The sequence below is a fragment of the Leifsonia sp. KNZ12-8B genome, from assembly GCF_056755495.1.
This window is the reverse complement of the sequence record NZ_JBPGXM010000101.1, coordinates 1-14,651: the sequence shown is the minus strand read 5'-3', so window position 1 is coordinate 14,651 and position 14,651 is coordinate 1. Positions and strand designations below refer to the sequence as shown.

Here is a 14,651-nt window from a genome sequence, read left to right as displayed (position 1 = left end):
GGCGGGGCCTGGGCGCCGCGGCCCCGCACCGCCCCGGCCGTCGACCGCGCGCCCGGCGCGCGGGCTTTGCGCGCGGGGGCGCGCGCGGACACGCGGCGGCGACGGCGCGGTCGACGATGTCGGCCGAGCGGACGCCGGAGAACTCCGACTCCGGGTCGACGATCACCCGGTGCGCGAGCACCGGCTGGGCGAGCTCGCGGATGTCGTCGGGCGTCACGTAGGTGCGGCCCGCCGCGATGGCCCAGGTCTTCGCCGCGCGCGCGAGGGCGAGAGCCCCGCGGATGCTGACGCCGAGCGCCGCATCCTTGTCGTCACGGGTGGCGGTCACGATCTCGCTCAGGTAGCCCATCACCGACGCGTCGGTGTGCACCTCCGACGCCAGCTGCGCCAGCGTCGTCACCGAGTCGGCCGCGATGATCGGCCGCACGCCGGCCGCGCGCGACCGGTTGGACGAGTCCAGCAGCAGGTCGACCGTCGTCGCGTGGTCGGGGTAGCCCAGCGAGGTCTTGATCAGGAAGCGGTCGAGCTGCGCCTCCGGGAGCGAATAGGTGCCGGCCTGCTCGACCGGGTTCTGCGTCGCGATGACGACGAACGGCGAACCGACCGGGTGGCCGACGCCGTCGACCGTGACGACGCCCTCCTCCATGACCTCCAGCAGCGCCGACTGGGTCTTCGGGCTGGCGCGGTTGATCTCGTCGGCGAGGACGACGGAGGCGAAGATCGGGCCGGGGTGGAACTCGAACCGGCCGGTCGACTGGTCGTAGATCGTGACGCCGGTGACGTCGGACGGCAGCAGGTCCGGGGTGAACTGGATGCGCGACTGGGTGCCCTCGATCGTGTTCGCGAGCGCCTTGGCGAGCACCGTCTTCCCGGTGCCGGGCACGTCCTCCAGCAGCACGTGGCCGCCGGAGAGCATCGCCGTGATCACCAGGCGGATGCTGTGCTCCTTGCCGAGGATCGCCTTGTCGACGTTCGCGACGAGCTGCGCGAACGCTCCGGCGAACCAGTCCGCCTGCTCCTGGGTCACTGCCACTGCTGTGCCTCTCCTTCGTTGCTGAATGCGGTGCGCGTCGCCGGGATCACGGCGACCAGTCCTGGACGCTGCTCGACACGCCGTTCACGACGACGTAGGCGCCCTTGAAGCCGCAGTACGGCTGGGACTTGTCCGGCGTGCCCCGGTAGTGCGCGTGACCGTTCCCGTCCGTCGAGATGGAGGGCGCCCACAGCGTTCCGCCGTTGCAGTGCACCTCCATCGGGTAGGTGCGGTTCGCCGGGAAGTTGTCGAGGGTCACGTCGTACGTGAAGCTGTGCGGATAGCCGGGGACCTTGTCGCCCTGCTTCAGCGTGACCGTGGCCGGCGGGTCCGGCTTCTTCTCCACCTGCACGCTGTTGGAGCTCGCGCGCGGGCCGTCCTTGCCGCTGCCGTCGTTGGTCGCGTAGACCTCGAACGAGTAGGTGCCGACGCCCTTGTTGTTCGCGGTCGCCGAGGTGTTCTTCGTGTCGACCCAGCCGCCGCCGTTGAGGCGGTAGTGATAGGTGACCGAGCCGCCGCCGGTCTCGGCCGCGCCGGAGAGCCCGTTCCAGCTCATCCGGAGGTCCTGGGGCGCGTACTGACCGGCCTGGATCTTCGCGTTCTGCACCTTCGCCGGCGTGCCATACGGGGTCACCGAGGCGCTCTGCGGCGACAGCTCGCTCCAGCCGTCGGCGTTGTGCGCGCGGACCGCGAACGCGTACGAGGTTCCGTTGGTGAGGCCGGTGATCGTCACCGTGCCCACGTCGTTCACCGTGACCGGGTTCGGGCCGCCGCTGACCTCGTAGCCGTCGATCGGCTTGCCGTTGTCGGCCGGCGCCGCGATCGTCACGGTCGCCTGCCCGTCCGTGGCCTTCGCGTCCGCGGGCGCCTTGGGCTTGGCCGGCACATCGTGCACCGTGACGCGGTACTGGCCGATGGCGGAGGCGGTGCGCTTGGGATCCTTGGTCGCGTCCTGCACGTGGTAGACGATGTTCACCGCGCCGATCGCCGCGCCGGAGGCCGCGCTCACCGTGATGGACGAGCCCGTGTGCGTGACGGTCACACCCGCGGGCGCGCTCTGCGCCTTGGCGTCCGTGATCGTGAGCGGCTTGCCCGGGAACGGGTTGATCCACTCGGCATCGCTCGACGCGCCCTCGAGCGTGACCGACTTCCCGCGCTGGAGCTCGTTGGTCTGCGGCGGGTTCTTCTGCGACGCGACCGGCCGGCTGGAGCTCACGACCTGCACGTTCACCGTCCCGGTGATCGTGTGCGTGCCCGAGCTGATCGTGACCGAGATCGTCGCGGTCTCCCCCGCCTGCACGCCGAGCGGCGCGGAGAGCGACAGCGTCGACCCGCTCAGCGTCGCCTGGATCTTCGGGTTGCTGGAGGCGCCGCCGGTGAAGGTCAGCGCGTTCAGGATCGCCGGGTTGGGGTGATAGGCCGACGCCCTCAGGTCGACAGCGAGCGGAGCCTCCCCCGGCTCGATCTTCTCGCTCGGGGACGTGAAGGTCGGGGCGACGTCGGACTGGTCGGGGTCGCCGACCGTGATCGGCAGGACGAGCCGCGTGATGCGGTCCTCGTCGGTGCCGCTCTCGCGGCCGTCGTTCACCGAGAACGTGATGGCGGCGGGCCCGCGGTAGTCCTTCGCCGCGGTGAAGGTCAGCGTCTGGTCGTCGCCGTAGGACGAGTCCCCGGAGCTGTTGGTGGCGCTCACCCCGTCGGCGCCGGTCAGCTTGTAGGAGCGGCCGGACGGGACCGTGATGATGTCGGAGAGCCGCCAGCTCTTGGAGCCGTTCATCTTCACGATCTGCTGCGGCAGGCCGTCCCTGATGCGCGGCGGCGCCGTGGCCTCGCCCTTCGGCGGCACGATGATGAAGGCGTGGCCGACGAGCGAGGTCACCGGGTCGGTGACGGTGTACGCGATGGCGATCCGGCGCTCCGTCGGCTTCACGGTGATCGTGCCGTCGTCGTTGACCGCGGCGGCGGAGGCGTTGGGTCCGGTGACCGCGAGCTTCAGCGCGTCCGGGAGGCCGGAGGGGTTGGTCGCCCCGTCGAGGGCGTCGACCTTCACGCTGTCCTTGTTCGCGACCTCGTCCGGCTCCAGCACGTGGTCGACCGCGGTCGGCGGAACGTCCTTCGCCTTGGTCGTGACGGTCACCTGGATGAACGCGCTGGCGACACCGCCCTGACCGTTGCCGATCTGGTAGCGGACGACGTACGAGCCCTCGGTGTCCGGCGCCTCCACCAGCACGAGCTTGCCGTGGACCGACGCCTTCAGGCCCTCGTCGACCTGGAGCAGCTTCTTCTGCACCGCGATGGCGTAGCCGTTGGGGTCGGAGTCGTTGTCGAGCACCGGCACCGAGGCGGTGCGGCCGGGCTTCACCTGCACCGGGTCGTTGACGGCGATCGGCGGGCGCACCTGGTCCGGGCGCGGGATGACGCCGATCGTGATCGTGCCGGTAGCGGTCTTCCCGTAGGTGTCCTTCACCGTGTACGTGAAGGTGTCGGTGCCGGCGGAGTCCGGGTACGCCTCGTACGTGAAGGAGCGGCTGTCGGAGGCCGAGATGCGGCCGAGGGTGGGCTGCGAGCCGAGACCCGAGAGGGTCACCGAGTCGCCGTCCGGGTCGATGCCGTCGAGCGGCACCTCCACCGGGACCGACGAGCCCGCGAACGCGCGCACCGTGAGCAGGGCGGGCTGCGGAGCCCGGTCGCCCGCCTTGCCTGCGGGGGTGACGACGAAGCTCACCGTCGCCTGCGCCTTCTGGCCGTACTTGTCGGTGATGCCGTACACCACCGTGTACTGGCCGGGCGTGCTCGGCGCCTGGTAGCGCACGGTCTCCCCGCTGACGAAGGCGGTCGCGCCCTGGCCGGCGCCGGCGGTGTCGCGCAGCTCGGGGTCGAGCTCGAAGGGCGCGTTGTCGGGCGAGTAGTCGTTGTCGAGCACGTCGGCCGTCGCGACGTCGCCCGCGCGCACGGTGACGGTGTCGTCGACCGCGACCGGGGGCTGGTGCTGGACGAGCGGAGGCACGGGCACGACCGTGATGCCGGCCGTCGACTCCGCGACGCCGTCCGAGACGGTGTACTCCAGCTGCACCTGGTCGGCGAGCACGGTCGGCGCGGTGATCTTGACGACCGCGTTGTCGAGCACCTCCACGTTGAGGTCCTCGGCGCCCTTGCGCACGTCGAGCGACCGCACGGCCAGCACGCGGCCAGAGGGCGACACGTCGTTCGCGAGGACCGCCACCGAGGTCGGTTCGCCCGGCCGCACGTACGCCTTGTCGGTGACCGCGATGGGCGGTGCGTCCGACGCGCCCTGCTGGGCGATGTCGAAGCGCGCGAGACCCGTGGTGGTCTTCGCGCCCGCGCCGAGCGTGTACACCACGTAGTACTCGCCGGCTGCGTTGGTCGTGAGCGTGATCGTGCCGCGCTGGGTGTCGGTCGTGACCTGGGCCGAGCCGCCGCTGTCGATGCTCGCGCCGACGAGCGTGAGCGGATCGCCGGAGGGCGTCTGGTCGTTGTCGAGCGGGTGCACCACGACCGAGCGGCCGGTGAAGCCGTCGGCGAAGTCCGGGACAGCGACGGGGTCGAGCGCCCCGGTCGGCTTGACCGTGACGATCAGGCTGCCGGTCGCGGAGGCGCGGCCGTCCGACACCGTGACGCGCACCTCCTTCGACCCGGCCTGACCGGTCTTGCTCGTGAAGGTGACGTCGCCGTTCGGCTTGAACCGCACGTCGTCCTCGGTGGTCGCGGTGGCGGCCACGAGCGAGAGGTCGTCGCCGTCCGGGTCGATCCAGTCGTTGAGCACGTTGTAGGTGAACGACTGGCCGACCTCCGTCTGACCGGTCGACGGCCTGGTGGAGGCGGGCGGCTTGTTCTCGGCGGGCTGCCGGAGGGTCGCATCCACCTGGGCGGACGAGGTGCCGCCGCGGCCGTCGGAGATCGAGTACCGGAACGTGATCGTGCCGCTCAGCTCGGCCTTCGGCGTGAACTGCACCGCCCGCGCGCCCTCGACCAGCTGCACCTCCGCCTGCCCCGCCGGGACGCCGGAGAGCTCGGTGATGGTGAGGATGTCGCCGTCGGGGTCGGTGTCGTTGGTCAGCACGTGCAGGATGGTCGACCGCCCCGGCCGCACGCCGTACGTGTCGTCCGCCGCGGTCGGCGGACGGTTGACGGAGGTGCGCTGCGCGAGCGTGTCGGCGAAGGATTGCACGACCGGCTTCTCCTCGCCGGTGTTGCCCTCGACGGTGGTGTCGTTCGGCTTGAGCTGGGCCCAGTTCTGCACCAGGCGCATATCGGAGGAGACCACCCAGGCGTTGCCGTCGCGGAGGTTGTTGAGCGCGATGACCCCGTGGTTGACCCGGAACTCGAGGTCGTCGCCCTTCACCGGCTGGTCGATGTCGATGCCGATCGCCTTCTTGCCGTCGCACGCGTACAGGTAGCGCGCGGAGCCGGCCCAGGCGCCGTAGGAGCAGTCGCCGAGCCGGACGGGCGCGCTGACGGCCTTCGCGCCTCCACTCGACGCCTTGCCGGCCGGGGCCGCCGTCACCTTGCCGCCCCCGAGCGGGACCGTCAGCAGGCTGTCGGCCGTCGCGACGACCGCCGCGTCACCGCTCGCGCTCGGCTGCTGCACCCGCAGGCCCTTGGCCGGGAGGCTCACCGTCGTCCCCGAGCCGGTGATCAGCCGGTTGCCCTGGGTGTCGAGCACGACCGGCTGGTCGCCGACCGCGGAGAGCTGGAACGCGCCGGGCACCGGGAACGTCGCGGTCGTCGCGGACGCCCCGGGATGCTCCACCGTGACGAGCTTGCCGCCCTTGGGTGCGACGACGAAGGTCTTGCCGGACTTCGCGACGGTCAGCTGGGCGCCGGTGCCGACCTTGGCGACCGGCTTCGTCGTGGCCTTGTCGAAGTCGAGCCGGCCGGAGGCGTCGAGCACCCAGAGCGAACCGGTCGGCGACAGCACCGACAGCGTCGTGTCGCCGTAGCCGACCTGGGAGCCCTCCGGGATCTGGATGCGGCCGCCGAGCGAGACGTACGCCGGGTCGATCCGGTCGACGGTGCCGTGCGGGAGGTCGGTGAGGAAGTAGGCGGAGCCGTCCTGCAGCACGTCGAGGTCGGAGCTGGAGCCGGTCACGGCCGCATCGAGCTCGTCGATCTGGTGGTTGAGCCGGCCGCCGAGCAGCTTCTCGCCGTTGGTGACCCAGACATCGCGGGTGTCCAGTTCGACGGCGTTGACCGGGAAGCCCTTGTGCAGCACGGCGATCGTCAGCGGCACCCCGGCGACGACGGCGACCGCGGTCGCGAAGGCGAGTGTCTTGCGTTCCCGCAACCACCTGCTCAACGACGCCACGATCCGAATAACCCCCGGTCTGAAAAACCGCTGCCTACGGTAACACGCTCCCCAACAGGGGCCAGATGGGGAGCGGTCCCCATTCGGGTGTCAGCGGGCCGCGCCCCCGGCGGGGCCGGCCTGGGTGCCGACGTCGTCGCCGTCGTCGCCGTCGTCGGCGGTGTCGGCGGTGTCGGCGGCGACGCCGTCGAGCAGCGGCAGGTCCTCGATCCCGACCAGGCGCGTGGTGACCGCGTACTCCACCAGGCGGGCGCGGCGGTTGGTGGCGAGCTTGCCGCGGCCGCCGCGCAGGCCGGCGACGCCCAGCTTGTCGAGCTTGTCGCAGACGTTGTCGAGCTTGCGGTTGAAGGTCGTCATGCTCCAGCCCAGGCGGGCCGCGGCCTCCGCCGAGCTCGGGATGGTGCCGCGGCCGGGGACCGACTGCGTCAGCACCCCTTCGGCGAGGGCGACGATCAGCTGCCGCTGGCTCGTGGTGAGCGTGACCGGCAGCACGGTCGTCGAGCCGCCGGAGCCGTCCGCCGCGACCGCGGTGCCGAACCAGTCCTCGTCGCTCGTGATGGTGAAGTCGTAGGTCGTGGCTCCCGCGCTGAACATGACGTGCATGGTCTGGAACACGATCGGCAGCTTCGCCCCCGGGGCGAGCCACGCCTGCATGGTGCCGGTGGCGTCGGTCACGGTCGCGGTCAGGAGGGTGCCGACGTTGGTCAGCCACCACATCCCGTGGTCGCGGGTCAGCGTGAGGAACCGGCGGTGCAGGTAGGGGTTGTCGTCGATCGTCAGATCGGACTCGCGGCCGATGCCGAACTCGGCGTCGGGAGCGACCGGGTACAGCTCGCCGCAGAACTCGACGGTGAGCGCCTTCGCCTGCGCGGCGGCGTTCGCGCCCGGTGCGCCGTTCGCGCCCGGTGCGCCGTTCGCATCGGGGGTGGCATCGGTCGAGGTCATGGGGCGCACGCCTTCAGGGGTTCAGAGGTGCGGCCGGCGCGGATCGTCGACACGTCGATGCAGACGGGCGCGCCCGGCGCGATGCCGCTGACGGTGGCGGTGGGCCGGGCGGTCACGGTCGGCGGGTTCGTCGTCCCGTCGCGCACCCAGGTGTACTGGTCGCCGTCCTGGGGGCCCACGGTCTTCCAGGTGAAGATGGCGGCCGTGCCGTCCGCGCTGCGCGTGGCCGACACCAGGGTCGGCGCGGGCACGACGGTCACGGCGATCGGCCCGCCGGTCTCCCCCGCCGTCGATGAGGGCTGCGGGGTCGGCGCCACGATGTTCGCGACGACGGCCGCAGCGACGCCGAGCACGACGACGGCGGCGGCGCCCGCCCCGATCCAGGCGAGGAGGCGGCGGCGCGGGGCGCGGGCGGGCCGCTCCTCCGCGTCGGCGGTGTCGCCGGAGCCGGCATCGTCGGAATCGCGCGTGCCCGGGCCCGTCGCGTCGCCGCGGCGCGGCCGCAGCATCGTGTGGTCGTCCGCCGCGGAGGACGCGGACCGATCGGTTTCCGCGCCCACCGGCTGCGCATCCACCGGGACGACGCCGCGCACGCGCGTCGCCTCCGGCTGGGCGGTCGGGGGCGGTGCGACGGACGCGCCCGGCGACGGGGTCCGCCCTGCCGAACCGGAGGGCGCGGCACCGGCAGCGCCGCCCGGTCCAGCGCCCCGCACCGGCTGGGCCTGGATGGTCACGACCGACCGCGCGCGCGTCTCCTCCGCGCCGCCGTGCTCCGCCGCGCCGGTGGGACGCCCGTCGGCGAGCATGAGGTCGGGCACGTCGATGCTGGTCGGCGCGAGGCCGAGCTCCAGCTCCACCCGCTGCAGCGCCCGGGCGAAGTCGATCGCGGTCTGGTACCGGTCCTCCCGGCGCAGCGCCATGCCCCGCCGCAGGGAGGCGGTCAGCGAGGCGGGGAGGTCGTCGCGCTCGATCGGGGTGACCATCCCGCGCTCGATGCGGCCCATCAGGTCGAGCGTGCCGTTGGAGCGGCCGGGGACCTCGAAGGGGGTGCGGCCCGCGAGCAGGGTGTGCACGGTCGCGGCGAGCGAGAAGATGTCGCTGCGCACGTCCGGCGACGGGTCGTCGGCGAACATCTCCGGCGGCGACCACGGCACGCTGAGTCCGACCGAGCGGTCGCCGCTGGTGCCGGTGTCGGCGGGCGAGCGGCGCAGGTCCGAGAGCGTCACGGTGTGGACGGGCAGCTCCTCCAGCGCGGAGGCGATGCCGAAGTCGGTCAGCGCCGGCCAGCCCAGCGCGTTGGTCAGCACGTTCGCCGGCTTGATGTCGCGGTGCAGGATGCCGGCGGCGTGCGCGGTGGCGACGGCGCTGGAGAGGCGGACGCCGGTGCGCAGCGCATCCTCCACGCCGATCCGCTCGCGCTTGAGCCGGTCGGCGAGCGACGGGCCGGAGCAGTACTCCATGACCAGGTAGGGCCGTTCGTCGGAGGAGACGCCCGCGTGGTGGATGGTCACGATGTAGGGGTGCGCCGACAGCTGCGCCATGACGTTCGCCTCGGCGACGAACCGGGCGCGCGCGGTGGCGTCGACGCTGTCGGTGAGCAGCACCTTGACCGCGACGCTGCGCTTGGGCAGTTCCTGCTCGTACAGGAACACGTCCGAGAAGCCGCCGGAGCCGAGCAGCCGGATGAAGTGGAAGCCGTCCAGCTGCGGCGGCTGCGTCGCCATGCGCCTCATGCGCGCGCCCCCGCGGAACCGGCGTCGGCCGCGTCGGCCCCGTCGGCCTCGACGGTCAGCGTCGCGCCGCTGCCGAGATCGATCAGCGTGCCGACGACGACCGTGGTCGGCTCGCCGCTGCGCAGCTTCTGCGGCGACTTGCCCGGCAGCACGATGAGGGTGCCGTTGCGGGAGTGCAGGTCGGTGACGACCACGCTGTCGCCCTGGACCGCGACCGCGACGTGCGAGCGCGAGATGTCGTCCTCCGCGCCGGTCAGGGTGACGGGCCGCGCCCCGGGGAGCGACGGCACCGCCGACACGCTCGGCGCGCGACCGACCACGACGGCTGCGCTGAGCGGCTCGCGACGGCCGTCCGAGAGCAGCACCGAGAAGGTCGGCCGCGCCGGCTGCGGGGCGGCGACCGGCTCGGCGGAGGGCCGGGAGGCGCGCGCAGGGAGGTCGCCGCTGAACACGGTCATGCCGTCGTGATCCCCGGCGGGCGCCCCCGAGCCGGGTCCGCCCGGAGCACCGGCCGGGAAGGAGTCGGTGATGAAGCTCGGCAGGTCGATGCGGGAGGGCGCGTCGGGCTCGGCGTCCGGGCGCACGGCGGCGTCCTCGATGGACCGCATCATGGTGGCGCCGAACAGGTGGTCGTAGCCGGTCGAATCCGCCCCGGCCCCCGGCGCCCCGGCGCCCGGCTCGTCGGCGCCCGGCGCGTCGGCGGCGGTCTCCTCGACGAAGCCGGTGACGGTCACGCCCGTGAGCGTGGCCTCGGGGACACGCGTGTGCTGGTCGGCGGGACGCGGCTCGGAGCCCCCGAGCGAACCGGGAGCGACGGCGACCGTCTCCCCCGCCGCCGCGGCGTCGTCGGCCGGCGCGGCGGCCTCCACCGCCGCGGCCCCGGCCACCGGCCCCGGGTCGCGCCGGCCCCGCGCCGCGCCCCCCCCCCCCCCCCCCCCCCCCCCCCGGGGGCCGGGCGGCCCGCCCCCCCCCCCCCCCCCCGCGGGGGGCGCGCCGGGCGGGGGGGGGCCCCCGGCCCCGCCGCCGCCCACGACGATGCCGTCCGAGAGCGGGAGGCCGTCGCCGGCGGCGCCGAGCACGACGCGTTCGGCGCCGTCGAGCTGCGTCTCCAGCCAGCTGGATGCGGTGCCGGCGTGCACCTCGCGCCCGGAGCCTCCGGCCGTGATCGTGGCCGACGCGCGCCCGCGCACGGCGAGCAGCAGGGTCGGCGCCGAGGCGTCGAGGAGGCCGAAGGCCGGCGTGCGGCTGAGGCCGCCGGCGACGAGCGCGTCCAGCGTCTCGGCGAAGCCGGCGCGCAGCGCGGCGCGGTAGCGCAGCAGGCGCTCGCGGTCGTGGTCGGCGACCAGGAGAGCGCGACCACCCGCCGCGACGACCGCCCACTCCCCGGCCGTCGTCTGGTGAACGTCGAACACTCGGACGCTATCCCCTCGGTTGCGTGTCTTCGATCGCGCGCTCCGCGGCCCGGTCACGGGTGTCGACGGATGCCGGGGTGTCCTCCCCGCTCACCGATTCAACCACGAGCACGGTCACGTTGTCGTGCCCGCCGGCGGCGACGGCGGCCTGGACGAGCGCGGCCGCCGGGTCCGCAGGACCCTCCGCCAAGAGCTGCGCGATGCGCTCGTCGCTCAGCTCGCGGGTGAGCCCGTCCGAGCAGACGAGGAACGTCTGCCGCCCGGCCTCAGGGACGAGCGTGCTGTCGGTGTCGACGAAGTCCTCGGCCCCGAGGGCGCGCGTGATGACGTTGCGCTCCGGATGCACGGCCGCCTGCTGCTCGGTGATCAGCCCCGCGTCGACCAGCTCCTGCACGGCCGAGTGGTCGACCGTCAGCTGGCGCAGCTCGCGGCCGTCCCACGAGTACACGCGCGAGTCTCCGACGTTGACGATCATCCACTGCTCGGCGGCCAGCTCCGGAACGCGCACGCGGACGACACCCGCGAGGGTCGTGCCCGCCACCGCCGCGCCCGACTCGTCGGCGCCCGACAGCGAGCGCACGGCGGCGTTCGCCTCGTCGATCGCGCGGACGACCTCGTCCGGCGTGGGCCGCGTGCCGGACTGGAGGGTGCGGGCGAGGCTCTCGACGGCCGTGCGGCTGGCGAGGTCTCCCCTGGCGTGGCCGCCCATGCCGTCGGCGACCACGAACACCGGGTCCTCTGCGAGCAGACTGTCCTCGTTGACGTGGCGGACCGCTCCGACGTCCGTGCGGGCGCTCACGCCGACGAGTGAGGTCATGTGCGGGGGTCCTCCTGGGTGGGCCGGGCCTCGGCGCCGTCCGCCGTGCCCGGATCGGCCGGACGGGCGTCGTCGTCCGGCTCGCTGTCGTCGTCATCGCCGTGGATGGCCTCGGCGACCGTGGTGCCGCTGAGGCGCAGCTTCACCAGACTTGCAATCGTAGCGACAACCATGGCCCCGACGATCACCGCGAGGGAGGTCCAGGTGCTGATGTCGGGGGCCCACTCGATGTGCTCGCCGCCGTTGATGAAGGGCAGCTCGTTCTCGTGCATGGCGTGGAAGACGAGCTTCACGCCGATGAACGCGAGGATGAACGCGATGCCGTACTTGAGGTACACGAGCTTGTCGAGCAGGTGGCCGAGCAGGAAGTAGAGCTGGCGCAGCCCCATCAGGGCGAACACGTTCGCGGTGAAGACGATGAACGGGCTGCGCGTGATGCCGAAGATCGCGGGGATGGAGTCGAGCGCGAACAGCAGGTCGGTCGTGCCGAGCGCGAGGAACACGATGATCAGCGGCGTGAACATGCGGCGGCCGGCGACGGTCGTGCGCAGCTTGTTGCCCTCGTACTGGTTCGAGACCTTGAGGTGGCGGCGGGCGAAGCGGATGAACCAGCTGTCGTTCTCGCCCTCGTCGTCGTGACTGCTGAACGCCTGGTTGAACGCCGTCCAGAGCAGGAACGCGCCGAAGATGTAGAAGATCCAGCTGAAGCTCGCGATCAGCGAGGCGCCGAGCAGGATGAAGATGCCGCGGAACACCAGCGCCAGGATGATGCCCACCATGAGCACCTCCTGCTGGTACTTCCTCGGCACGGCGAACCTGCCCATGATGATCACGAACACGAACAGGTTGTCGATGCTGAGGCTGTACTCCGTCAGCCAGCCGGCGAGGAACTGGCCGGCGTGCTCGGCGTCGCCGACGAGCAGCATCAGCAGGGCGAAGATCAGCGCGAGCCCGACGTAGAACGAGACCCAGAGCGTCGACTCCTTCGGGCTCGGGATGTGCGGCCGCTTGTAGACGATGAGCAGGTCGAACGCCAGGATCAGGATCAGGACGATGAACGAGGTGATCTCGAACCAGGCGGGGAGGGCGGTTTCCAAAGCGGGGGCACCTTTCGAAGGGCGTCGAACACGAGCCGAAAGTCTCTCCCGCACCGCTCGGTGCCGCTGTGCCCGGGTCCCCGGTCGTGCGACCGGTCTCAGACCGTGATGACGTACACAGCGCCGGCCCGCCGATCGGACCGTCCGGGATACTCCCCTTCGCGAACTCTCATGGTACCGGAGCCTCCACGTGGGCGCGCAGCCGCAGCAGGGCCGCGTCCCAGCGCTCGGAGGCGCGCTGAAGCAGGTCGCCCGCCGCCGAGAGGGCGGCGGGCTCGACCCGCCAGAGCCGCTCCCTGCCCCTCCGCTCGCTGCTGACGAGCCCGGTCGCCCCGAGGACGGCGAGATGCTTCTCGATCGCCTGCCTGGTGACGGGGCGGGCGCCGGCGAGCCGCGCGGAGGTGGTCGGGCCGCGCTCCCCCAGCTCCAGCACGATCCCGAGCCGGAGCGGGTCGCCCAGCGCCGCGAACACGGGTGCCGCACCCTCCAGCGCGGCGCCCTCCAGCGCGATCATCGTGCGAGGAAGGCCGCGAGGAGGCGCGTCTGCGCGTCCCAGCCGCCGTCGTTGCTGCGCCTGGCCACGTCGCGGAGCGCTTCGGGCAGCGCGGCGAACCCGTCCTCGGTGATGGTCACCGCCACGCCGCCGCCGGTCTCGCGCAGGGTGAAGACCACGGTCGTCCACACGTCGGAGCCCTCGGCCGGGTGCCAGCGGAAGGCGAAGCGCTCGGGAGGCTCGATCGCGACGATCTCGAGGGCGAGCGGCGCGCCGCGGTGCGGCTCCTGCGCAGCGGCGACCTCGGGATCGACGGCGGTCGGGACGATCCGGCCGGTGACCGTGGCGCCGACGGCGAAGTCGCGGTCGAACTCGGCGCCGAACCAGGCCCCGAAGGCGCCGGCGTCCGCGATGGCGGCCCAGACGCGCTCGAGGGGTGCGGCGATGACGATGCTGCGTCGGATGTCAGGCATGATAAGCAACCTCCCGGTTGCCTTTGTAGCAGACCGGGCACGCGCGGGGAAGCCTCCCGGACGACGAGAAAGCCCCTCCGGACGCTGGTCCGGAGGGGCTTCTGCTGGTTGGTGACCCCAGCGGGATTTGAACCCGCGTTACCGCCGTGAGAGGGCGACGTCCTAGGCCGCTAGACGATGGGGCCGTCTTGCAACTCAACGATCATGCCACATCGGCCGCCGCCGACCCAAATCGGGGCGTGCATCCCGGGTGTGTCGCAGCGCCCCCGGTCAGGCCAGCACGCGCAGCGCGCCCGGCGCGACCGACACCTCCACCGGGAGCGGGCCGATGCGCTCCCCGTCGGCGTACGCGATCACGTCGTCCGCCTCGATCCGCACCGTGGAGACGCGACGGAGCGTGACCTCCGGCAGGTCGGTGTGCCCGCCCGCGAAGACGCGCGGGAACAGCCGCAGGAAGCGCAGCCGCGGCATCCGCGCCACCACGAACAGGTCGAGCCGGCCGTCGTCGAGCAGTGCGTCGGGCGCGATGCGCATCCCGCCGCCGAGGGAGGGATTGTTCGCGACGGAGGCGAGCACCGCCTCCACCTCGATCGGCTCGCCGTCGGCGACGATGCGGTACCGGCGCGGGCGCAGCGTCGCGAGTTCGCGGAGCAGCGCGAGCACGTACCGGCCGCGGCCGTGCGGGCGGGTCATCAGGTTCGCCCGCTCGTTCACCTGAGCGTCGAAGCCGGCGGACAGCACGCAGCCGAACCAGGTGGTCAGCTCGCCGTGCCGCACCCGGGCGGCGTCGATCACGCGCGGCGGGCGGTCGAGCGCGTCGAGCAGCAGGTCGATCGCCGCGTCCGTGTCGTCGACGGGGATGCCGAGGCCGTCGGCGAGGTCGTTGCCCGTCCCCGACGGGACGATCCCGAGCGGGAGGTCGGTGCCGGCCACGAGGTCGATGCCGAGGTTGGCCATCCCGTCGCCGCCGACCACCACGAGCGCGTCGGCGCCGTCGGCCAGCGCCTTGGCGGTCTCGCGGCGCAGCAGCTCGCGGTTCGGCTGCTCGACCCCGGTCACGGTGTGGCCGGCGGCGCGCAGCCGTTCGATCATGCGCGGGCCGGCGTCGCGGCGGTGGCCGAAGGCGGCCATCGGGTTGACCGCGACCACCACGGCCCTGGGGGATGCGGTCATGCCTCCCGACTATGGCACACGCCCCGCCCGCATCCCGTGTCTCCCGCGCCTCCCACCGCGCCTCCCACCGCCGAGGGGCGTCATTGTGTCGTTATGCGCACGGAATAGCGGCAGAACGACGCCCCTCGGCCTGGCTCTTATACACATCT

The 14,651-nt window shown here is 72.7% G+C and carries 10 protein-coding genes and 1 tRNA gene; all 11 read right to left on the bottom strand.

The features are described 5' to 3' along the window. The coding region (locus ACR9ZG_RS13920; RefSeq protein WP_481285443.1) for an AAA family ATPase at window positions 1-1,027 on the bottom strand (1,027 nt) is incomplete at its 3' end. Window positions 1,028-1,079: 52 nt separating this feature from the next. Next, window positions 1,080-6,350, bottom strand: coding sequence for an Ig-like domain-containing protein (locus tag ACR9ZG_RS13915; RefSeq protein ID WP_481285442.1), 5,271 nt, complete (start codon window positions 6,348-6,350; stop codon window positions 1,080-1,082). A 99-nt stretch (window positions 6,351-6,449) separates the two neighbouring features. Next, window positions 6,450-7,304: an FHA domain-containing protein gene (locus ACR9ZG_RS13910; RefSeq protein WP_481285441.1), complete on the bottom strand. Its 855-nt coding sequence runs from the start codon at window positions 7,302-7,304 to the stop codon at window positions 6,450-6,452. Further along, window positions 7,301-9,028 carry a serine/threonine-protein kinase gene (locus tag ACR9ZG_RS13905; RefSeq protein WP_481285440.1) on the bottom strand — a complete coding sequence of 576 codons (1,728 nt, stop codon included), beginning with the start codon at window positions 9,026-9,028 and terminating at the stop codon, window positions 7,301-7,303. Before ACR9ZG_RS13905 ends, ACR9ZG_RS13910 begins: the two co-directional genes overlap by 4 nt. 5 nt (window positions 9,029-9,033) lie before the next feature. Beyond that, window positions 9,034-10,449, bottom strand: a complete 1,416-nt coding sequence (locus ACR9ZG_RS13900) for an FHA domain-containing protein (RefSeq protein ID WP_481285439.1) — start codon at window positions 10,447-10,449, stop codon at window positions 9,034-9,036. A 7-nt stretch (window positions 10,450-10,456) separates the two neighbouring features. Further along, window positions 10,457-11,266, bottom strand: coding sequence for a PP2C family protein-serine/threonine phosphatase (locus tag ACR9ZG_RS13895; protein WP_481285438.1), 810 nt, complete (start codon window positions 11,264-11,266; stop codon window positions 10,457-10,459). Beyond that, complete coding sequence (locus ACR9ZG_RS13890) at window positions 11,263-12,363, bottom strand: TerC family protein (protein WP_481285437.1); 1,101 nt, start codon at window positions 12,361-12,363, stop codon at window positions 11,263-11,265. Before ACR9ZG_RS13890 ends, ACR9ZG_RS13895 begins: the two co-directional genes overlap by 4 nt. A gap of 169 nt (window positions 12,364-12,532) precedes the next feature. After that, window positions 12,533-12,877 carry an ArsR/SmtB family transcription factor gene (locus tag ACR9ZG_RS13885; RefSeq protein ID WP_481285436.1) on the bottom strand — a complete coding sequence of 115 codons (345 nt, stop codon included), beginning with the start codon at window positions 12,875-12,877 and terminating at the stop codon, window positions 12,533-12,535. Further along, on the bottom strand, window positions 12,874-13,329 hold the full coding sequence (locus tag ACR9ZG_RS13880) for an SRPBCC domain-containing protein (RefSeq protein ID WP_481285435.1): 456 nt from the start codon (window positions 13,327-13,329) through the stop codon (window positions 12,874-12,876). The genes ACR9ZG_RS13885 and ACR9ZG_RS13880 overlap by 4 nt, the downstream gene beginning before the upstream one ends. Before the next feature lie 109 nt (window positions 13,330-13,438). Next, a tRNA-Glu gene (locus ACR9ZG_RS13875) sits at window positions 13,439-13,514 on the bottom strand. A gap of 85 nt (window positions 13,515-13,599) precedes the next feature. Beyond that, the gene (locus ACR9ZG_RS13870; protein ID WP_481285434.1) at window positions 13,600-14,502 is read right to left on the bottom strand and encodes a YegS/Rv2252/BmrU family lipid kinase; all 903 of its coding nucleotides are present in this window, start codon (window positions 14,500-14,502) and stop codon (window positions 13,600-13,602) included. Between the last annotated feature and the right edge of the window lie 149 nt (window positions 14,503-14,651).

Coding starts and splice junctions, on each gene's coding strand:
- ACR9ZG_RS13880 (WP_481285435.1), bottom strand. CDS start 13,329: ATGCCTGACATCCGACGCAGCATCGTCATCGCCGCACCCCTCGAGCGC.
- ACR9ZG_RS13895 (WP_481285438.1), bottom strand. CDS start 11,266: ATGACCTCACTCGTCGGCGTGAGCGCCCGCACGGACGTCGGAGCGGTC.
- ACR9ZG_RS13870 (WP_481285434.1), bottom strand. CDS start 14,502: ATGACCGCATCCCCCAGGGCCGTGGTGGTCGCGGTCAACCCGATGGCC.
- ACR9ZG_RS13910 (WP_481285441.1), bottom strand. CDS start 7,304: ATGACCTCGACCGATGCCACCCCCGATGCGAACGGCGCACCGGGCGCG.
- ACR9ZG_RS13905 (WP_481285440.1), bottom strand. CDS start 9,028: ATGGCGACGCAGCCGCCGCAGCTGGACGGCTTCCACTTCATCCGGCTG.
- ACR9ZG_RS13885 (WP_481285436.1), bottom strand. CDS start 12,877: ATGATCGCGCTGGAGGGCGCCGCGCTGGAGGGTGCGGCACCCGTGTTC.